This window comes from Alishewanella sp. d11 (genome assembly GCF_049390205.1).
In the GTDB taxonomy this organism is placed as follows: Bacteria; Pseudomonadota; Gammaproteobacteria; order Enterobacterales; family Alteromonadaceae; genus Alishewanella.
Window position 1 is genome coordinate 3110834 of sequence record NZ_CP186547.1, and the last position, 22515, is coordinate 3133348.

A 22515-nucleotide genomic window follows, 5' to 3' on the forward strand; every position below is an offset into this window, starting at 1 on the left:
TATTTGAGTTTATCTCAAACTGCTCTTTAACAATTTGGCAAGCTGATGTAAAAAGAAACAAATCAAGGATACATATATTGTATACCTTGCTCACACCTGCACTTCAAGACATTTTGGGGTTGTATGGTTAAGTGACTAAGCGTACACGGTGGATGCCTTGGCAGTCAGAGGCGATGAAGGACGTACTAACCTGCGAAAAGCTACGGGGAGCCGGTAAGAGGCGCTAATCCGTAGATGTCCGAATGGGGAAACCCAGTGCATTTATGCACTATCGTTACATGAATACATAGTGTAACGAGGCAAACCGGGAGAACTGAAACATCTAAGTACCCCGAGGAAAAGAAATCAACCGAGATTCCGTTAGTAGCGGCGAGCGAACGCGGACTAGCCCTTAAGCTAGATTGGTGTTAGTGGAATCATCTGGAAAGCTGAGCGATACAGGGTGATAGCCCCGTACACGACAACACCTTTATAGTGAAAACGAGTAGGACGGGACACGTGGTATCCTGTTTGAACATGGGGGGAATCCATCCTCCAAGGCTAAATACTCCTGACTGACCGATAGTGAACCAGTACCGTGAGGGAAAGGCGAAAGAACCCCTGTAAGGGGAGTGAAATAGAACCTGAAACCGTGTACGTACAAGCAGTGGGAGCCCACGTTGTTGGGTGACTGCGTACCTTTTGTATAATGGGTCAGCGACTTACATTCTGTAGCGAGGTTAACCGAATAGGGGAGCCGTAGGGAAACCGAGTCTTAACTGGGCGAATAGTTGCAGGGTGTAGACCCGAAACCGGGCGATCTATCCATGAGCAGGTTGAAGGTTGGGTAACACTAACTGGAGGACCGAACCCACTACTGTTGAAAAAGTAGGGGATGACTTGTGGATCGGAGTGAAAGGCTAATCAAGCTCGGAGATATCTGGTTCTCCTCGAAAGCTATTTAGGTAGCGCCTCGAGCGAATACCATTGGGGGTAGAGCACTGTTTGGGCTAGGGGTCATCCCGACTTACCAACCCCATGCAAACTCCGAATTCCAATGATTACTACTCGGGAGACTCACGGAGGGTGCTAACGTCCGTCGTGAAAAGGGAAACAACCCTGACCGACAGCTAAGTCCCAAAGTGATGATTAAGTGGAAAACGATGTGGGAAGGCATAGACAGCTAGGAGGTTGGCTTAGAAGCAGCCACCCTTTAAAGAAAGCGTAATAGCTCACTAGTCGAGTCGGCCTGCGCGGAAGATGTAACGGGGCTAAAATCATCCACCGAAGCTGCGGATTCACACTAAGTGTGAGTGGTAGAGGAGCGTTCTGTAAGCCTGCGAAGGTGTCTTGAGAAGGATGCTGGAGGTATCAGAAGTGCGAATGCTGACATGAGTAACGATAAGGGGAGTGAAAAACTTCCCCGCCGAAAGACCAAGGGTTCCTATCCCATGCTAATCAGGGTAGGGTGAGTCGGCTCCTAAGGCGAGGCTGAAAGGCGTAGTCGATGGGAAACAGGTTAATATTCCTGTACCGGCCAATACTGCGATGGGGGGACGGAGAAAGCTAGGCAAGCGCGGCGTTGGTAGTCCGCGTGAAAGTGCGTAGGTTGGAGGGGTAGGAAAATCCGCTTCTCTAAGACTGAGACACGAGACGAGTCACTACGGTGACGAAGTTGCTGACGCTCTGCTTCCAGGAAAAGCCTCTAAGCTTCAGGTATTGGTGACCGTACCCTAAACCGACACAGGTGGTCAGGTAGAGCATACCAAGGCGCTTGAGAGAACTCGGCTGAAGGAACTAGGCAAAATAGTACCGTAACTTCGGGAGAAGGTACGCTCTTGTGTGTGAATGCCTTGCGCAGTAAGCACGTGAGAGTCGCAGTGACCAGCTGGCTGCAACTGTTTATTAAAAACACAGCACTCTGCAAACTCGTAAGAGGACGTATAGGGTGTGACACCTGCCCGGTGCCGGAAGGTTAATTGATGGGGTTAGCGCAAGCGAAGCTCTTGATCGAAGCCCCGGTAAACGGCGGCCGTAACTATAACGGTCCTAAGGTAGCGAAATTCCTTGTCGGGTAAGTTCCGACCTGCACGAATGGTGTAATGATGGCCAGGCTGTCTCCAGCCGAGACTCAGTGAAATTGAAATTGCGGTGAAGATGCCGTATACCCGCGGCTAGACGGAAAGACCCCGTGAACCTTTACTATAGCTTGGCACTGAACATTGACCCTACATGTGTAGGATAGGTGGGAGGCTTTGAAGCTGGGACGCTAGTCCTGGTGGAGCCGTCCTTGAAATACCACCCTTGTATGTTTGATGTTCTAACGTAGTCCCTGAATCGGGATTGCGGACAGTGTCTGGTGGGTAGTTTGACTGGGGCGGTCTCCTCCTAAAGAGTAACGGAGGAGCACGAAGGTTGGCTAAGTACGGTCGGACATCGTACGGTTAGTGTAATGGTAGAAGCCAGCTTAACTGCGAGACAGACACGTCGAGCAGGTACGAAAGTAGGTCATAGTGATCCGGTGGTTCTGTATGGAAGGCCATCGCTCAACGGATAAAAGGTACTCCGGGGATAACAGGCTGATACCGCCCAAGAGTTCATATCGACGGCGGTGTTTGTTTGGCACCTCGATGTCGGCTCATCACATCCTGGGGCTGAAGTTGGCCCCAAGGGTATGGCTGTTCGCCATTTAAAGTGGTACGCGAGCTGGGTTTAGAACGTCGTGAGACAGTTTATTCCTATCTGCCGTGGGCGTTGGATGATTGAGTGGAGTTGCTCCTAGTACGAGAGGACCGGAGTGAACGAACCGCTGGTGTTCGGGTTGTCATGCCAATGGCACTGCCCGGTAGCTACGTTCGGAACGGATAACCGCTGAAAGCATCTAAGCGGGAAGCCGGCCACAAGATGAGTCATCCCTTAGGCTTTAAGCCTACTAAAGGGTCGTTGGAGACCACAACGTTGATAGGTGAGGTGTGGAAGCGTGGTGACACGTTAAGCTAACTCATACTAATTGCCCGAGAGGCTTAACCATACAACGCCCAAGATGTTTTAGAAGAAGGTTGTGAGTAACCTAATCAGCTTGCTAGATTAAAGATGGAACGACAATTTTTTATCAAATGCATCCATGCATTTGACCCGCAAGCGGGCCGCACTAAAGTGCGTTAAAACGTTGTTCCTGACACGTTTTTGCCTGGTGGCAATAGCGCTGTGGAACCACCTGAACCCATTCCGAACTCAGAAGTGAAACGCAGCTGCGACGATGGTAGTGTGGCATTCGCCATGCGAGAGTAGCACACCGCCAGGCACCTCATTCAATAGAAAAGCCCTACTCGAAAAAGTGGGGCTTTTTTATTGGCTGCTATTTCTTTCGACTCCATCTCAAAGTTAGTTCGTAAAGAACATAGCTACTCGGCTAATTGCTGATACTAAATAGCTATGGTAGCTTTACTATTATTAAAACAATCAGAAGATTGTCATCACATCTCAGATGTTCTTTGAGGTTTTTTGCTGTGACTGCAAAAGCCTATATCAGTAGCTGCTTACCGGAGTTGTAATGCAAGAGCGTAACCTGCGTAATTTTTACATTCCTGAAGAGCAATCTATTTATTTGCTTAATACCAATGACGCCAAAAAATTAAAAGATTGGGTAGCTTTGTGTATCGAAGAATTAGAAAAGCTCGGTTATCGCGATATCAGTTTATTAGGTAAAGGCGCCTATGGTTTTGCCTTCGAAGGCTATGGCGTTGATAAGCAATGTTATGTGTTTAAGTTTTCCAGAATTAACTTACCACAACATATACAGGAGCGTTTAGCGGACGAAGCTTTTATGTTATCCCAAGTACAGCATCCTTCAGTGCCTGCTTATATTACCTATCAGGTTGTTCGTAAGCAGGGTATCTTAATGATGGCCAGAGCGCCGGGGATCGATTTAGAGCAATTTAGTTTAAAACACGGGCGTTTACCAATTAAGCTGCTGATGGATATTGCCTGTCAATTAGCAGAACTGCTCTTGCATTTGAGAGGGCATATAAAAGACGGTGAGTCTTTACCCATAGTACACGGCGATATTAAACCGTCAAATCTCGTTTTTGATGAATCCACAGGGCGTATCAGCTTAATAGATTGGGGATCATCGGTATTCGCGCAGTTAGATGCAGCGGGTCATTACCTATCGACGAATGTTATGCAGCTAATGTCTGCTGATTTACAGCATTCCAATGCTAGGATGGGAGATATTTATTTTATCGGCCCAGAGCAACGTTCTGGGCAATTATCCAGTCCGCGTTTTGATGAGCAAGGAGTTGCTAGTACGTTATATGCGCTTGCCTCAGGCCAGCCAAGTCGTTTTGGTCGAAAAGCCATACCAGCACGAAGCTTAGGGCTACCGCTTGAGTTTGCCACCATATTAGATAGCATGTTATCCGATGATCTGACCTTGCGCCAACAAGCAGGCGACTATTTTTTAAAACAGATGTCCCGCTTACAACGTCTAGTTCTGCCTGATTTAGTCTTATTTGATGATCAACCGCTGTTGCCTGTTTGGGTAAGTCCGGAACAGCGCGAGCTTGACACCGTCGTCTATTCCTCACGTAAATCATTTTTACGAGAACATAATGAAGAAATGGATATTGCTTATGTTGATGACGTGCAATTAGAACGTTATTACAAAAATTATCTTGAAGGTATGGGCGAAACCGAGAAGGCTTTTATTGCAGCAGTGAGTCGGTTAGCACGTTATCCCGTTGTAGGTGGTTTAGCAATTCATTGGCAGCAACAGGGTATTTTTATTGATAGTAGTTTAAATTTATATGATTCGACATTACAGCGTGCTTTCGCATTAGCCGTTAATAATGTAGTGACGCTAGCGCGAGCTATTAGCAAAGTCGGTATTTTTAAAGCATGTTTATTTAATGCTCGCAATACTATTCATATTAGCCGTGACGCTGAGTCAGTTCCTTTTACTGCGCCTCGTAGTGCGAAGATCCCCTATCAACTAGCGCCTGTTCTAAGTCTTGAAGAAGCAAGTAAACAGCATTCTTATTTTGAAGATGGCAAGGATCCCGATGAGCAACTGGTATTACCCGATGCCATTATGGATGACATAGCTAAATTGAATTTGATTCGTCACACAGGCTGTATCATTTTTGAAGTAACCCCACTCTACATGAAAATTCATAGTTACTATCGCTTACTCGATGCTGCTGCAGAACAAAATTTTAGTGATTTGCTTGATAGTATTTTAGCAAAAGTATACTTAATCAGCGGTGAGGGGGTGGGAGGGTTTATGAAGCTTCCTTTTAAAGATACTCGACGCTTTAGTTTGCAAACACAAGCTGAACAGCTATTGTACCCCGCTAATCCTTTAACTTTTAACAAGCCGACATGACCACTGTCTGCATGCTTAAGCGGGCCTGTACAAGTCAGGTGTTAAAACTTGCTGAAATTAACAGCAAACCGCTGTTAAAGACAGGAAACTTCGGTCAGAGCGCCTGTGTTTACGCTAAAAAGGGTTTAAATTAGGCCTTAAAACAAGTAATGTAGTAGGCTTTAGTAATACTTCAATCTGTAGATAACATGTCGATCGAGAAAAACCAAGTTTACCCATTACTGTTAGAACAGGCGAAAGCACTGTTAGAGCATGAGACTGATATGATCGCCAATATGGCAAATCTAAGTGCTCTACTTTTTAATTCTTTACCAGATCTGAATTGGGCAGGCTTTTATATTATGCGCAATGGTGAACTGGTGCTTGGTCCCTTTCAAGGGCAAGTTGCCTGCGTTCGCATACCTGTTGGTAAAGGCGTGTGCGGAACCTGTGTCGCCACAGGAGAGATTCAGCGTGTGGCAGATGTACATGAGTTTCCTGGACACATCGCTTGCGATGCAGCGAGTAATTCAGAGATTGTTCTCCCAGTTAGGCACAACGGGCAAATCATCGCGGTATTGGATATTGATAGTCCACTACTTAACCGTTTTGATCACACTGATGAAACTGCGCTTGCCAAGTTAGTGCATTTATTTGAACAAAGGTTATTAAACATAGCATGAAAGACTTGCTCTCTGTACAAGATTACCTGCTACAAATAACAGAAATCGGCGATTGGGATGGTGATGAAGAACTGGTTGCCGATAAATTCAATGGTATTGTGCATGCAGTCTGGGAAGCCCTGCCAGATACCCTGACATCAGCAGAAATCGGATATTTAATGCCGATGCTATGGGAACAACTACGCGGTGATACCGTGCTGTTAGATGTCGATGAAGACGAGTTAATAAGCTGGGCATTAGCCTATATCCAACAACAAATAGATGAAGGCATGACGGACATGCCTGCTGAAGACGACGAAGAAGAGTGAACCCTTAATGACAACTCCCATTACTGATACGGCTGAAACACCCGTTTTACCTGCTGCGGAAACGGTAAAACCTGCTAATGTCAAAGAGATTCTTGCTTATTTGGTTAAGCAATATCCCTTATGTTTCGCCGCTGATGAAAATGTTAAACCTCTGAAAGTAGGTATCTTTCAGGACTTGGCACAGCGTTTAGATGAAAACAGCCAGCTGAGTAAAACGCAGTTGCGTCAGGCTTTACGGGTTTATACTTCAAGTTGGCGTTATTTAGATGCAACCAAAGAAGGCGTTGCTCGCGTAGATTTAGAGGGGCAGCCAGCTGAGGTTATTGATGCGCAACAAGCTGAGCATGCAGCTAAATTACTGGCAGAAAGTAAACAAAAAGCCGCTGAGAAACGTAAGATAAAAAACCAAGAACAGCGAGCTAAGCAACAAGCCGTAAAGTCTATAGTAACAACAACTGAGAAAAAAAAGCCGAACAAAAACGGTATTAAAGGTTCTAAGTCAGATAAGCCTGCTGTGACACCAAAAACAGCCAATGTGAAAGCAGACAAGTCAGCAGAGCAAGTAAGTCTGACAATGATTGATGCATCGCAGTTGGCGGTAGGCAAGAAAGTACTGGTGAAGTTAGGTCTTACTCCAATGCCTGCAACTATCCGAGAGGTTAATCTTCCAGATGTTACAGTTGAATTGGGGTCTGGTATGGTCATCAAAACGCGTCAGGAGAGCCTGTATCAGGTTTGACGTATATCGAGAGTGTTATGAAGAAATTTTCCTTGATAGCTGTAAGTTTATTTTTAGCGTTAGGCATTAATGCCCAAACTACTCCTGCGGTAGATATAAGTACTTTGCCTGTGATTAATCAATCACTAGAACACGCCACAGCTAGCAAAAGAGTTGCGGCTACTTTTACCCGCTCGCATTATTTACCTGTGCAATTAAATGACGAGCTATCAGGGCGAATCTTTGATCTTTATTTAAAAAATCTCGATTTTTCTCGTAATCATTTGTTGGCTGCTGATGTCGCGAAATTCCAGCGCTATCGCTTACAGTTTGATGAAAGTATCAATGGCGGTAATCTAGATTTTGCCTTCGAGATGTTTAATTTGGCACAGAAACGCCGGTTTGAACGTTTTGACTATGCGATAAGTGTGTTAGAACAAGAGCATAATTTTGATGTCGAAGATCGTTACTACTACGATCGTGAAGATGCCGAGTGGCCCGCTAATCAACAAGAGTTAGACGAGCTTTGGCGGCAAAGGGTTAAATTTGATTTATTAAATCTCAAGCTTACCGGCAAAACGTTGGCAGAAGCTAAAGATATTCTGGTCAAACGCTACCGTAATACCCAAAAACGCATGGTACAAACCAAAAGTGAAGATGTTTTTCAAGTCATCATGAACTCGTTTGGCCGTGCAATAGAAGCGCATACCTCTTATCTTTCTCCACGTAATGCAGAACGCTTTCAGCAGGAAATGAATCTACAACTTGAAGGTATTGGTGCGGTTTTACGCGCAGATGAAGACTATACCGTCATTCAAAGTCTAGTACCTGGTGGTCCTGCAGATTTAACCCAACGTCTAAAACCGAAAGATCGAATTGTCGGTGTGGCGCAGGATGCTAAAGATTTTGTTGATGTAGTAGGTTGGCGTTTAGATGATGTTGTCGATTTGATAAAAGGCCCAAAAGGCAGCAAGGTTCGGTTACAAGTACTAGGTGGCAGCGAGGCTAGCAGTCAGACGCAGGTAGTTGAAATTGTACGTGACAAAATTCGTCTTGAAGATCGCGCGGCGAAATTTGAAGTGCTTGAACCTAAATTAGGTCAACTGCAGAGCAAGATCGGTGTCATTAATATTCCTGGTTTTTATAACAATCTGTCTGAGGATGTTAAAGCGTTATTAGTTGAGGCAAATGAGCAAAAAGTTGAAGCCTTAATTATTGATTTGCGCGGCAATGGCGGCGGCTCTCTACAAGAAGCAACATTATTAACCGGCCTTTTTATTGACCGAGGGCCGGTCGTACAAATTCGTTCTGGTAATAATCGAATTAGCTTAAATGGAGATAGTGACGGGATATCATATTATGATGGTCCATTAACTGTGATGGTTGATCGCTATAGTGCTTCTGCGTCTGAAATTTTTGCGGCTGCAATGCAAGATTATGGTCGAGCGCTCATTATTGGTGAGCAAACCTTTGGTAAGGGCACGGTTCAACAGCATAGAGGTATTGGGCGTATTTATGATCGCTTTGAGCAGGAATTAGGTAGCGTCCAATACACTATGGCTAAGTTTTATCGTATAAATGGCGGTAGCACTCAGCATAAAGGGGTTATTCCAGATATTAGTTTCCCATCTGCCATTGACCCAGCCGAGTGGGGCGAGAGTAAAGAAGATTATGCTTTACCTTGGGATGCCATTGCACCAGCTCAGCATGAACAGCAACAAGAAATCAAACAAAGCGTTCCGTTGTTACTTGAGAAACATCAGCAACGTATTGCAAAGGAAACGGAGTTTAAGTACCTCATGAGTGATATTGCTGAATATCAGCAATATAAAGATGAAAAAAGTGTTTCTTTAAATAAAGCAGAACGCATTGCTAAACGAGAGAAAGATGAAGCACGTGCACTAAACCGGACTAATGAGCGTTTGCAGCGTTTAGGTTTACCTGTGGTTACCTCTGTGGATGATGCCCCTGAACTCTTAACTAAATTAGACCCATTTTTAGAAGAAGCTGCACATATTACCTCGGATTTGTTGCAGCATAATCGTGTAGCAAAACACTAGCCAATTAATGGCTTGGTAGAAAAGGCGGTTATTACCGCCTTTATTAATAATTACAACATAATAATTATAAAAGGCTTTTTATGTCGGGAACACGTCAATCGGTGCATGGCCTTTGGTCAAGCCGCTTAGCTTTTATACTCGCTGCTACAGGTGCCGCAGTCGGCCTTGGTAATATCTGGAAATTTCCTTATATCATGGGGGAAAACGGCGGCGGTGCTTTCGTTTTGGTTTATTTGCTCTGTATTTTTTTAATTGGTATTCCGGTAATGATGTCGGAAGTGCTGATTGGTCGGCGGGGTAGACAAAGCCCAGGTCACTCAGTGAAAACGCTTGCTTTAGAGGCAAAGGCTAGTACCCGTTGGCAAATAGCGGGTTGGAGCGGTTTAGCTGCCAGTTACCTTATTCTATCCTTTTATGCCGTCATCGCTGGCTGGGCGTTATTTTACGTGTTTAAAACGGCCAGTGGTGCCTTTGTCGGTATGCCCGCAGCTGAGGTGGGGGCAGAATTTGGGAGTTTTATTGCAAATCCAATTTCATTGATGAGCTGGTCAGCCATTATTCTGATTGTTACGGTTTTCGTTGTTGGTAAAGGCGTACATAAAGGCTTGGAGAAGGCGGTTAACTATTTAATGCCTTCTTTATTTGTGTTGTTACTACTGATGGCGATTTACTCAGGTTTAAATGGGGCCTTTTTGCAAGCCGTGGATTTTATGTTTAAACCGGACTTTTCTAAATTAACTATGAATGGCGTGCTATTAGCATTAGGGCATGCTTTTTTTAGTTTAAGTTTAGCCTCTGGCGCCATGATTATTTACGGAGCTTATTTACCAAATAATGTCTCTATTGCTAAAACCTCTATGTTTATTGCTTTGTGTGATACGGCTGTAGCGTTATTAGCAGGTATGGCGATTTTTCCTTTAGTATTTGGATATGGCCTGACACCGGGAGAAGGCCCCGGCTTAATTTTTGTGACCTTACCAATCGCTTTTGGCAGCATGCCATTTGGCACTTTTTTTGGTACTTTATTTTTTGTGATGTTGGTATTTGCTGCTTTCACTTCTGCAATAGCGATGATCGAGTCTACGGTTGCGTGGTTAGTTGAAACCAAAGGCATGCAAAGGCGTAACGCTACTTTATTTACTGGCATATCGCTTTGGTTGCTAGGTTTGCTTACCGTATTTTCGTTTGCCGGTGCCAGCTGGGCAACGTTTGAATGGACACTATTAGGTAAAGAAATAAAAAGCTTTTTTGAATTAAAAGACTATCTCACTTCAGCCATTATGTTACCTATTGGTGGTCTCTTTATAGCCATTTTTGTTGGCTGGATCATGCCTGAAAAAGTCAGTGCAGAAGAGTTGGCAAGCAGCCGCAGTGGCTACCAGATTTGGCGATTTGCGATTCGTTGGATTACGCCAGTAGCCGTGATTATTGTCTTTTTAAATTTGATCGGTGTACTCGATCTTTTTAGTGCCATTATCGGCAAGTAACCAAGGAATATGATAATGCAACGATCGGAACCGAAACAGCCAAGTCTCTTAGACGCTTTACTCCCCATGCTGGTGCTAATTACTTTATTAGCGGCATCAGTAATCTTATTTAAAGATGATTCTTCTTATGGACCAAATCAAATAGCCTTATTTGTGGCTGCAGCAGTCGCGGTGATCATTGGTTTGAAAAATGGACATGATTGGCACAGTATCGAACGAGCCATGGTGAAAGGTATATCCTTGTCTCTTGCTGCGGTGCTTATTCTACTCGCTGTGGGCGCACTTATTGGTACATGGTTGTTATCTGGTACCGTGCCCACCCTTATTTATTTTGGTTTACAACTGCTTAGTCCGAGTTGGTTTTACGCAGCAAGTTGTTTACTTTGTGCCATAGTGGCGATGAGTATAGGCAGTAGCTGGACTACCGCTGCCACTATTGGGGTAGCCTTGATTGGTGTAGCAACAGGACTCGGTTTATCACCTGCTATTACAGCAGGTGCTATAGTTTCCGGTGCTTACTTTGGGGATAAAATATCACCCCTTAGTGAGACAACTAATTTAGCCCCAGCAGTGGCGGGGGCAGATTTATTTGATCATATTCGACACATGTTATGGACCACCATTCCTAGTATTGTGTTGGCGCTAATTGCTTTTTTATTAATTGGCTTTAATAGCAATGTGAGTGCTGATTTAGAACATATCAATACGATTAGCACTATGTTAAAACAACAGTTTTCAATTAGTTTGTGGACTTTAGTGCCTCTTGTGGTATTGCTTGTAATGGCAATTAAAAAAGTGCCGGCTTTTCCAACCGTTTTTATTGGTGCTTTGCTTGGTGGTATCTGGGCAATATTATTTCAACCTGAACTTGTAAAAAGCATGGCTGATGATCAGCTGCCTGCAGCTGTAGCGGTGTTTAAGCTGGTTTGGCAAACGTTGTTTGCTGGTTTTAGTATTAGTACGGGAAATGACGATATCGATAGTCTATTGAGTGGTGGTGGCATGGCGAGCATGCTCAATACCATTTGGTTAATTTTCTCTGCGATGATGTTCGGTGCAGTCGTTGAACATATTGGTCTATTGCGCAAGTTTGTGGAAACTATCTTAGCTTTTGCCCGCAGTACCGGTTCTTTGATCACGAGTACTATGGCGACCTGTTTGGCAACCAACATTTTAACGGCGGATCAGTATATGTCTATTGTTATGCCAGGGCGCATGTACAAAGAGGAATATAAAAAGCGCAACTTAGCACCGGTTAATTTATCGCGCGCGCTGGAGGATGGCGGCACCATAACAAGTCCTTTGATTCCTTGGAATACCTGTGGTGCTTATATGCATGGCGTATTAAATGTTAATCCATTAGATTATTTTGTGTTTGCATTCTTTAATTTGATTAATCCAGTTTTAGCGGTTATCTATGCTTATTTGGGCATTAAAATACTTAAGCTGACACCACCTGATAGCGTTTCTGCTGAGATACCGATTGTAAAAGGTAGCTAAAAGGTTATATACAAAACAAGGAAAAAGCCTGATGCCAATCAGGCTTTTTCCATTAAACGCTTGAATTTGAGCCACACTGTTGATTCTAACTTTTTTTCTGATGTGAGAGCGATATGACAATTGCAACGATTCGTGAAGCTAAACGTTTAGCTGATTATCAACCGCCCAGTTTTTTAATAAGTAAGACTGATTTGATTTTCGAATTAGCGCCTCGTAATACTCGCGTAACTAGCACTTTAACTTTTCAGCGAAGCCAAGCGGGTGCCATGATTTTGGATGGGCAACAGCTTAACTTAATCAGTCTGAGTTTAAATGGTCAGCTGTTAACACCTGAGCAGTATAGCCTTAATGATGAGCGTTTAGAGATCGCTAATCCTGGCGAGCAGGGGGTACTGGAGGTTATCACCGAGCTCAACCCTGAAGAAAACAGTGCATTAGAGGGGTTATATTTGGCTGAGGGGGTGTACTGTACCCAATGTGAAGCGGAAGGATTTCGTCGTATAACCTATTACCCAGATAGACCTGATGTTTTATCCGTTTTTACGACAACGATTATTGTGGATAGTACTCAATTACCTTTCTTACTCTCTAATGGTAATAAGCTTAGCGAAACTCTCCTTGCCGATGGCCGAACTAAAACAACTTGGCAAGATCCCTTTCCTAAGCCTGCTTATTTGTTTGCCCTGGTCGCAGGGGATTTTGACTGTTTAACTGAACCATTTACAACAGCCTCAGGTCGGCAAATATCACTAGAGTTTTACGTACAAAAAGGGGCGTTATCACGCAGTCAATTTGCGATGGCTGCGTTAAAAAGAGCTATGCGCTGGGATGAGCAGCGTTTTGGCTTGGAATATGATTTAGATCGCTACATGGTTGTGGCTGTCGATTTCTTCAATATGGGGGCGATGGAAAATAAAGGCTTAAATATATTTAACAGTAAATATGTTTTAGCCGATGAGCGCTGCGCAACAGATCAGGATTTTTTTAATATTGAGTCAATTATTGGTCATGAGTATTTCCATAACTGGACAGGTAATCGGGTTACGTGTCGGGACTGGTTTCAATTAAGTTTAAAAGAAGGCTTAACCGTATTTCGGGATCAAGAATTTAGTGCGGATATGGGCTCTGCCACGCTAAATCGTATTGATGCTGTTAAACTTATTCGAACAGCGCAATTTGCTGAAGATGCGAGTCCAATGGCCCATCCCATCCGGCCTGCTCAAGTGTTGGAGATGAATAATTTTTATACCGTAACTGTGTATGATAAAGGCGCAGAAGTGATTCGAATGCTACAAACACTTTTGGGTAAAGCTGGCTTTAATGCAGGCTTAGCCTGTTATTTGGATCGGCATGATGGCCAAGCAGTAACCTGTGATGATTATGTGCAAGCGATGCAAGATGCGAATGGCGTCGACTTAAGTCAATTTCGGCGTTGGTATAGTCAATCAGGTACTCCTGTTTTAACTGTGAAAGAACATTATGACAGTACAAAAGCGTGTTTAACGTTGACACTGAGCCAATATACTCCAGCTACTACAGATCAAGCTATAAAACAGCCTTTAGTGATACCGGTAAGTATTGAACTGATCTACCCTAATTCCGACCAGCGTCAGCAGCAGTTATTGGTGTTATCAGAGTCAGAGCAAGTATTTAGTATTGAACATTGTGTTGAGCAGCCCTTGGTTGTCTGGTTAGAGGACTTTTCTGCACCCGTTAAGTTGGTTACTGATTATGATGCGCGCTCGCTATTAGCTATTGCGGGTAGGGCAACAAACGGTTTTGCACGCTGGGATGCCATGCAGCAGTATTGGAGTTTGCTGATTAAGCAAGCTGTGGCAGCGAATGTCATGCCAATCTTACCGGTTGAATTGGTGGAGTTGTTTAAGCAATGGTTGCAACAGCCATTGGCAGATTTGGCATTAACCGCAGAATTATTAACCTTACCTGAGTTTGATTCATTGGTAGAGCAATATGCAGAAATCCCAGTAGATCCTTTGTTACAAACGTTAACTTTTTTAACAAAGCAACTGGCTAACATACTTTCTGCTGAGTTTGCCAATTGTTATCTACAACTGGGTAAAGTGGATTATGTATATGAAGAACGCGGTGTTGCATTGCGCGCATTAAAAGCGCGCTGCTTGCATTATTTAGCTTGGACTGCGCAGGGAGAAGATTGGGTAAAGCAACACTATACAAGTGCTGATAATATGACGGACTTACTCGCTGCATTGAAAGCGTCTCAAGATGCGGGTTTAACCTGCAGTGAGGCGTTATTGGCCGATTTTGCGGAACGCTTCCAACATAATGTTCAAGTAATGGATAAATATTTTAACTTGGTTGCCGCCACACCGACAGAGGCGGTATTTGAGCAGTTAGAGCATTTAACTGAACATCCTTTATTTAGTTGGAAAAATCCTAATCGTGTTCGAGCTGTCTTCGGTGCGTTCTCAGTACGTAATCCGCTGCAATTTCATCGAGCGGATGGCCGTGGTTACCAATTATTAGCGCAGGTAGTGGGGCGGTTAGACGCCATTAACCCGCAATTGGCAGCTCGCTTGATAACACCGCTGTTATCTTGGCAGCGCTATGATCCCTTAAGGCAACAGATCTTGTTGGGGTTATTGCAAAAACTTGCTTTGCAACCTGCACTGTCAAATGATGTTTATGAGAAGGTTAGTAAAAGCCTGTTATGAACCGCCAATATCTGTTTAGTGGTTTTATCTCTGCTGAAAAATGTCAGCAATTTTATCGTGGCGAGGCTCGTTACGTGATTTTTACTGCCGACAGTGGCGAGCGAGTTCAGCTCGCTTTTCGACATTTTCAGCCATTTATGAGTCAGGTAGGGATTCGAGGACGATTTCGTTTATCTCTTACCGAGAATGGAGAATTTTTGAGGTTAGAGAAAATTAGTTAGAGTATATACTTTAAACGGTAGATTGAAACATAAGCTTGCATTATCGTCTGGTTTGGCCTTTAATTTCATTAGCTTAGTGCTAATGCTCTCTGGTCTGTCCTGACAGGTCAAACTGCTGTGTGCATTGAAGTCCGATATAAAGTCTTTAAATGCTAAAAAATGAATAAAAATCAACAGATTTACGCTATGCCAAGCCTTGCTAACACTGGCAAATGATGTAATTATTTTATCGCAAGAGTCTGTGTTGCAGCTGTAAGCAAGACAGATCTATAACTAAAAAAAACAGACAACTACCTGTTTTGACAGGGGGGGAGACAACAACATGAATAAAAGGCCAAACCGCTTTGCGATAAGCCCGTTAGCTGCTGGTGTTACTGCCGCATTGCTGGCGCTGGCTTACGTGCCTGCTCAGGCAGCTTCATTTGACTTTGGCGATGTTAAGGTTGAGATCGATTCTACATTTTCTTATGGTGCCAGTTGGCGTGCAGAAGATCGTAACTGGGATACTATAGCCAAAGTAAACCATCCTCGTTTTAATTGGACGGGATACAATGCAGGTACTAACAATATCATTTATCCATCTGCTGACATTTGGGCGCAGCCTGGTGCTTACTCCAGTAATGGTGATGCAGGTAATTTAAATTTTGATCGTGGTGATATGTTTAGTAGCCTGTTTAAAGGTTTACATGAAGTGTCTGTCACCAAAGACAACATTGGCTTTTTCGGCCGATTTATGTATTTTTACGACACGGCATTAAATGATGGAAAATTCGCCTACAGCAATCCGTTAAGTGGTCAAAGAGTCGATCCTTGTGAAGATAAGCGTTCTAGCGAACTTGCTTGTAAAGATATCCGTTTATTAGATGCGTTTATTTACGGCAATTTTGCTTTTAATGATGGCATGAATCCGGTTACTGTTCGTTTGGGTAATCAGGTATTAAGCTGGGGTGAGAGTACTTTTATCCCTCATGGTATCAATATTACGCCAGTTGACGTTGGTATTTTACGTGCTCCGGGTGCGGATTTAAAAGAAGCCTTTATTCCAACTGGCATGGCAACAATTTCAATTGGTTTAACTGAAAACCTTTCTACGGAATTATTTTATCAATACTCCTGGCAAGAGAGCTATTTACCCCCGCCAGGTACCTATTTCTCGACAAATGATTTCGCTGGTCGTGGTGGTTTTGCCCAGAATATTCAGTTAGGTTTTTCGGGTAATCCAGATATCGATCTTGCCCACTTACTCGCTAATCTGAATGCTTTAGGTTCTGCTGTAGGTGCTGGGCAAGTTTCTCCTGCTCAAGCGGCACAAATGTATTTGGGTTACCCTACTAAAGTAGCGTTAAGACCCTTTGGCGATGCTGGCGAATTAAAACCTGATGATGGCGGACAATACGGTATTAAGTTTGAGTATTTTGCTGCAGACCTTGGAGAAACCGAGTTCGGCGTATATTATATGAATTACCATAGCCGTGTGCCGGTGATTTCGGGTATTGCTTCAGACTTCCGTTCTCCTGCAATCCAAGCTGACATTGGTTATTTAGTTCAAAACGCAGGCAATTTGACTAAGGATAATGTTCAAAACTTACGTGCCTTTTCCAAAGGTATTTTAGAATACCCTGAAGATATCAAACTATATGGCCTTAGCTTTAACACCAACTTAGGTACGACCTCTGTGGCGGGTGAATTTTCTTTCCGTCAGGATGAGCCTCTACAAATTGATGACGTTGAGATTCTTTATGCTGGTATGCCTGAGCAGCTTGCTATTGCTGGAATTCGTCCCGATTTAGCTGGCATTTCTCAAGTGGGTCGTTTTATCGGTACCAAAGCCACGCCGGGTGATTACGCGCAAGGCTACATTTTACGTAACACCGCTCAAGCACAAATGACGTTTACCCATTTGTTTGGACCTAGTCTAGGCGCGGATAACTTCACTATGCTAGGTGAGGTAGGTGTGGTAAGAATCAATAATATGCCTGCACAAGACGTATTACGTTTAAATGGCCCAAACACGGATCGTAGTGGTGCACCTTTGATTGGTGCCAATGGACCCTCTCAAGGTCTGCACACGGGCTTGTCAAATGGTGCAGAAACGAATCCATTTCCAACAGCATCAGCTTGGGGTTATCGAATTTTAGCGAAAGCGGATTACAATAACGTCTTTGCCGGTGTAAATTTATCGCAGCGGTTGATATTTTCTCACGATGTTAATGGTATCACACCCGATCCGTTGTTTATGTTTGTAGAAGATCGTAAGTCGGCATCTTATGCTGTGTCTTTTGACTACTTAAACAAATGGTCTGGAGAGCTTAGTTATAACTGGTTCTGGGGTGGTGTAGGCACAACTAACAATACCGCTGACCGTGATTTCATATCTTTCAACATTAAATACTCTATTTAAGGGACGAGCACGAATTATGAAAAAACTCACCCTGTTAGCATCAGCTGTTGCGCTGGTGTTCAGTTGTAATGCATTGGCTAAGTTACCTGCTGATCAAGTAGCCCGTTTAGGTAAGGATTTAACGCCAATTGGTGCTGAACGCGCTGGAAATGCGGCGGGCACTATCCCAGAATGGACCGGGGGCATTCAAGCTGCACCTGCTGGCTATACACCTGGTGATCATCATCCCAATCCGTTTGCTGATGATAAGATTCTATTTACCATCACCAAAGCAAATCTTGATCAGTACCGTAACTTTCTGAGCCCAGGTCAAATTGCCTTGTTTGATTTGTATCCTGACACTTTTAAAATGAATATTTACCCAACTCGTCGCAGTGCATCATTTCCGCAATATTTTTATGATGCGACCAAGAAAATTGCTGCAGAGGCTGAGTTAATCGAAGGCGGCAATGGTCTGCGTAACGCGGCTATTGGTATTCCATTCCCTATTCCAAGTAATGGTTTAGAGGCGATTTGGAACCATACAGTGCGTTACCGTGGTGTGGCTGCTAGCCGTAATGGTGGTCAAGCAGCACCAACCGCTGCTGGTGCTTATACTATCATTGGTTTTGATGAACAAATTATGTTTAAGTACTCACATCCTGATGCCACGCCTGCTGCGTTAGAAGCTGAAAACATTCTGTTCCGTTTTAAGCAAAGCGTAACTTCGCCAGCGCGTCTAGCCGGTACAGCTTTGTTAGTGCATGAAACCATGGATCAAGTTGCTACACCGCGTCAGGCATGGACCTATAATACTGGCCAACGTCGTGTGCGTCGTGCACCAAACGTAGCCTATGATGCGCCAGGTACTGCATCTGATGGATTACGTACCACAGATGACTTCGATATGTTTAACGGCTCTCCAGATCGCTATAATTGGGAGCTCAAAGGCAAACGCGAAATGTATATTGCTTACAATGATTATAAATTGCACAGCAATAGTTTGAAGTATTCTGATATTTTGATGCCTGGTCATATTAACCCAGAACACGTTCGTTACGAAAAGCATCGTGTTTGGGTCGTTGAGGCAACGTTAAAAGAGGGCACTCGTCACGTTTATGGCAAACGCGTGTTCTTTATTGACGAAGATAGCTGGCAGATCCACGTAGCCGATTTATATGATAACCGTGGTGATTTATATCGTGTTGCAGTTGCTCATGGTCTGAATTACTACGAAGTGCCGACCCATTGGAGTACCCTTGAGGTTTATCACGATCTAAATTCACGCCGTTATATTGCTATCGGTTTGGATAATGAAGATAAGATGTATGACTTTTCAGTAACGTTATCTGATAACGATTTTACACCAGCTTCATTACGTCGTGAGGGTACTCGTTAATTTTTAACCTGCTACAAGGCTGGCGTCTGGCCAGCCTTTTTTTTAGTCAGGAATTGTTTAAACCCTACAATAATTTGAGTGTGCCGAACTAATGTATTACAAGTTTTCTGCCTTATGTCTTTCCACCTTGTTGCTGACGCATAGCAGTTCAGTGCTTAGCCTTGAAATAGCTGAGCCCCTGGATGTTTTACCAAAAGCGGCATTTATGGTTCCTTTAGCTGAACGCGCTTTATTTACTGATATCGTTCCAGTAGCTGATCAAGGTTATGCCATTGTCGGTGAACGTGGTCAAATCATGATCAGTTCAGAGGGCAATACCTGGCAACAAGTCAAGGTACCCGTGCAATCACTTCTGACGGCAGTTTATTTTATTGATGAGCAATACGGTTGGGCAGTTGGACATGATGCAACCATCTTGCATACCCAAGATGGCGGCCAAAACTGGCAAATCCAACAATTTATCCCTGCAATGGATAAACCCTTGATGGATGTTTACTTTTTTAACCGTGAGCAAGGTATTGCTGTTGGTGCTTATGGCATGTTTTACACCACCACTGATGGTGGTGCAAATTGGCAGTCGACTTTTCACTTATCTCTCGCTGCAGCAGAGGATCAGGAATATCTGGCAGAATTAGCCGAGATGGATCCAGAAGCGTATTTATTAGAACGTGAATCTGTGTTACCCCATTTCAATCGCTTAATGGTAAATGGGCAACAAATTTATATGGTGGGTGAAGCGGGTTTTATTGCCTTAAGTGAAGATGCGGGTAACAGCTGGCAACGGTTGGAAGCCTTTTATAATGGCTCGCTTTTTGATGTGCATCGAACACAACAAAACACTCTGTTAGTTGCAGGCTTACGCGGTAATCTTTTTCGCAGCACTGATGATGGTCTAAGTTGGCAAAATATTACAATACCCGTGTCAGCTTCCTTAAGCAGTATAGCCGAGGATGTAAATGGTCAGTTATATGTAACAGGTAATGCCGGCACTTTATTACGGAGTACTGATGATGGTCAAAGCTTTCAGTACTTAGAGCAGGCCGATGGTCGAGCGATCTTAAATGTGTTGCCCTTGGCAGACCGCTTATTGCTGGTGACAGAAAGCGGTGTTAGAACAACTTCGATAGGTAAGTCTGAATAATATGAGTATTAATTGGCTGGTAAATAAATTTGAGTACAGTCTGTTCCGGCATCGCTTAGCGGTTATGGTTATTTTTGCTATTACAACGCTAGTTTTACTATGGCGAGCTACGGATATTAAACTTGATGCTGCTTTTAGTAAGAATATTCCTCTTAAACATGAATATATGCAAACCTATCTTAAGCATGCAGAGGACTTTGGTGGCGCAAATAATATTCTGATTGCCATGTGTGATGCGAATGGGGATATTTTCAATGCGGGTTTTTTTGACAGTTTTCGTCGAGCACATGATGATGTGATTTTCACCCCTGGGGTAGAAAGAGTATTAGTTAAATCGTTATTTAGTCCAAGTACCCGCTTTATTGAAGTCGTAGAAGATGGTTTTGCCGGTGGCCCAGTTATCCCCGCAGATTTTAAGGCTGATGCTCAGGGACTGGCGCGGGTTAAAGAAAATGCCGAAAAAGCCGGTGTGATTGGTCGGATGGTCTCAGATGATTACAGCTGTGCCATGATAACGGCATCGTTATTAGAGATTGATCCAGAAACGAATCTGCCAATTGATACCATTGCTTTTGCTGCCACGCTTGAAAATGATATTCGGGCAAAGTACCAGACTGAACAATTAAGTGTGCACATTATCGGTTTCGCTAAAATGGTTGGTGATGTTGCCGATGGTGCCAAAGGGGTCGTGCTGTTTTTTGGTATTGCCATCCTTATTACCACAGTCATGGTATTCCTGTTTTCTGGCTCCATGATGCTCACTATCTTGCCAATTGCCTGTTCGTTAATTGCAGTAATCTGGCAAATGGGCTTATTGACGGTATTAGGTTTTGGTATCGATCCTATGTCGATTTTAGTACCGTTTTTAGTCTTTGCGATTGGCGTGAGTCATGGCGTGCAAATGATTAACTCAACCGGCAAAAGGGTTGCTGGTGGTATGGATGCTAAAACCGCTGCACAAACCAGTTTCCGCAAGTTGTTGGTGCCAGGTGGTGTGGCCTTACTTTCTGATACTGTGGGCTTTTTAACGTTATTAATCATTGAAATTGGTGTTATTCGAGAGCTTGCCATTACCGCCAGCTTAGGTGTGGCAGTCATCATCTTAACCAATTTAATATTACTGCCGGTATTGATGTCTTATGTCAAATTTAGTGACAAATATAAGCAGCGTGTTGCCGCTCCGAATGTGAAAGCTGATAAAATTTGGTTTGCGCTGTCAGCTTTTGCTACCCGCAAATATGCCACTGTTATTTTATTAGCTACGGCAGCCTTGTTTGCTGTTGGTTATATCCAAAGCCAGCAGCTGAAAATAGGGGATTTGCATGAGGGCGCGCCGGCATTACATGAAGATTCACGTTATAACCTTGATACCAAATTAATTACTGAACGCTTCGCAATTTCGGTAGATTTTATCAACGTGATGGTAGAGACCATTCCTAGCGCTTGTACCAGCCATGATATTATGGATCGTATTGATCAATTTCAGTGGTTGATGGAGAACGTGCCAGGCGTACAGTCTGCGGTATCACTTTCCTCCGTATCGAAAGTGATTAACGCAGCTTACAATGAGGGCAACCCAAAATGGCGAGTGTTGCCTCGCAATACGCAAAGCTTGGTTCAAGCTTCCTCTCGGGTAGAAACGAGCACCGGTTTATTAAACGCAGATTGTTCTGTAATGCCTGTTATGCTGTTTTTAGAAGATCATAAAGCGGAAACTATTGAGCGTGTTGTCGCTGCGGTTAAGCAATATGGCGCTGAGTTAGGTGATGAACATACCACCTTTGCATTAGCAACAGGACCTGCTGGTGTGATGGCCGCGACGAATGAAGCAGTAAGTGCTGCGCAGCAACCCATGATGTGGTATGTGTACTCTGCTGTTATTGTGTTATGTTTACTCAGCTTCCGCTCAGTCAGAGCTACAGCAGCAGTGGTGATTCCTTTGTATGTGGTATCGGTTTTAGCTACTGCCTTGATGACTAAATTGGAAATAGGGTTAACGGTATCTACCTTACCGGTAATCGCTTTGGGTGTGGGCATTGGTGTTGATTACGGTATTTATATTTTATCGACTATGAGTCAACAGTTACGTGAGGGTATGCCAATTCGTCAAGCCTATTTTGAAGCATTAAAAGAGCGGGGCAGTGCTGTGCTTTTCACCGGTATTACTTTAGCGATTGGTGTCAGTACATGGGTGTTTTCAGCGCTGAAGTTCCAAGTTGATATGGGCATTCTGTTGACCTTTATGTTTATCGTCAACATGTTGGGCGCGATAGTCGTATTACCTGCGCTGGCCAGTTTTTTCTGGCGAAAAAATAATTAACGTAATTTTTTGTAAAATTACCAAAATTTTTTTTCATCATATTTATGCATAGAAAAGAATAGAAAATGGCCGTTTGGCCATTTTCTATTTATGAGGCCTGAATATTCAGGCAAATCAAGCCTAATAACCACTGGTATAACCAGCATAAAAGCCAGAAATATCGCTTCAAAAGCGCTACAATAATTACTACACTGCGCAGCTGCAACATCCCCTCTACATTTTGTGGATCCTGTGTTTAGCAGTGATTGATAAAAGGATGCA

At 43.6% G+C, this 22515-nt stretch carries 13 protein-coding genes and 2 rRNA genes; all 15 read left to right on the forward strand.

The genetic code is table 11. The features are described from left to right. Nucleotides 1-125 precede the first annotated feature (125 nt). The 15 genes from ACO1PK_RS14155 (at nucleotide 126) to ACO1PK_RS14225 (ending at nucleotide 22254) form a co-directional block, all read left to right on the forward strand. A 23S ribosomal RNA gene (locus ACO1PK_RS14155) occupies nucleotides 126-3010 on the forward strand. Nucleotides 3011-3168: 158 nt separating this feature from the next. Continuing rightward, a 5S ribosomal RNA gene (rrf, locus tag ACO1PK_RS14160) occupies nucleotides 3169-3283 on the forward strand. A 249-nt stretch (nucleotides 3284-3532) separates the two neighbouring features. Next, on the forward strand, nucleotides 3533-5365 hold the full coding sequence (locus ACO1PK_RS14165) for a protein kinase domain-containing protein (RefSeq protein ID WP_423186254.1): 1833 nt from the start codon (nucleotides 3533-3535) through the stop codon (nucleotides 5363-5365). A 188-nt stretch (nucleotides 5366-5553) separates the two neighbouring features. Next, on the forward strand, nucleotides 5554-6027 hold the full coding sequence (locus ACO1PK_RS14170; protein ID WP_423186255.1) for a GAF domain-containing protein: 474 nt from the start codon (nucleotides 5554-5556) through the stop codon (nucleotides 6025-6027). After that, a complete protein-coding gene (locus tag ACO1PK_RS14175) occupies nucleotides 6024-6335 on the forward strand; it encodes a hypothetical protein (protein WP_423186256.1) in 312 nt (103 codons plus the stop codon). Before ACO1PK_RS14170 ends, ACO1PK_RS14175 begins: the two co-directional genes overlap by 4 nt. 7 nt (nucleotides 6336-6342) lie before the next feature. Further along, complete coding sequence (proQ, locus tag ACO1PK_RS14180) at nucleotides 6343-7074, forward strand: RNA chaperone ProQ (RefSeq protein ID WP_423186257.1); 732 nt, start codon at nucleotides 6343-6345, stop codon at nucleotides 7072-7074. A 17-nt stretch (nucleotides 7075-7091) separates the two neighbouring features. Then, the gene (prc, locus tag ACO1PK_RS14185; protein ID WP_423186258.1) at nucleotides 7092-9113 is read left to right on the forward strand and encodes a carboxy terminal-processing peptidase; all 2022 of its coding nucleotides are present in this window, start codon (nucleotides 7092-7094) and stop codon (nucleotides 9111-9113) included. A gap of 80 nt (nucleotides 9114-9193) precedes the next feature. Further along, complete coding sequence (locus tag ACO1PK_RS14190) at nucleotides 9194-10600, forward strand: sodium-dependent transporter (RefSeq protein WP_423186259.1); 1407 nt, start codon at nucleotides 9194-9196, stop codon at nucleotides 10598-10600. Nucleotides 10601-10615: 15 nt separating this feature from the next. Further along, on the forward strand, nucleotides 10616-12100 hold the full coding sequence (gene nhaC / locus ACO1PK_RS14195) for a Na+/H+ antiporter NhaC (protein ID WP_423186260.1): 1485 nt from the start codon (nucleotides 10616-10618) through the stop codon (nucleotides 12098-12100). Nucleotides 12101-12213: 113 nt separating this feature from the next. Then, the gene (gene pepN / locus ACO1PK_RS14200; RefSeq protein WP_423186261.1) at nucleotides 12214-14793 is read left to right on the forward strand and encodes an aminopeptidase N; all 2580 of its coding nucleotides are present in this window, start codon (nucleotides 12214-12216) and stop codon (nucleotides 14791-14793) included. Continuing rightward, nucleotides 14790-15014, forward strand: a complete 225-nt coding sequence (locus ACO1PK_RS14205) for a DUF2835 family protein (RefSeq protein ID WP_423186262.1) — start codon at nucleotides 14790-14792, stop codon at nucleotides 15012-15014. Before pepN ends, ACO1PK_RS14205 begins: the two co-directional genes overlap by 4 nt. A gap of 322 nt (nucleotides 15015-15336) precedes the next feature. Beyond that, the gene (locus ACO1PK_RS14210; RefSeq protein WP_423186263.1) at nucleotides 15337-17415 is read left to right on the forward strand and encodes a DUF1302 domain-containing protein; all 2079 of its coding nucleotides are present in this window, start codon (nucleotides 15337-15339) and stop codon (nucleotides 17413-17415) included. Between the two features lie 13 nt (nucleotides 17416-17428). Continuing rightward, nucleotides 17429-18793, forward strand: coding sequence for a DUF1329 domain-containing protein (locus tag ACO1PK_RS14215; RefSeq protein WP_423188224.1), 1365 nt, complete (start codon nucleotides 17429-17431; stop codon nucleotides 18791-18793). Between the two features lie 91 nt (nucleotides 18794-18884). Then, on the forward strand, nucleotides 18885-19934 hold the full coding sequence (locus tag ACO1PK_RS14220) for a WD40/YVTN/BNR-like repeat-containing protein (protein WP_423186264.1): 1050 nt from the start codon (nucleotides 18885-18887) through the stop codon (nucleotides 19932-19934). A 1-nt stretch (nucleotide 19935) separates the two neighbouring features. Beyond that, nucleotides 19936-22254, forward strand: a complete 2319-nt coding sequence (locus tag ACO1PK_RS14225) for an efflux RND transporter permease subunit (protein WP_423186265.1) — start codon at nucleotides 19936-19938, stop codon at nucleotides 22252-22254. The last annotated feature ends 261 nt before the right edge of the window (nucleotides 22255-22515 follow it).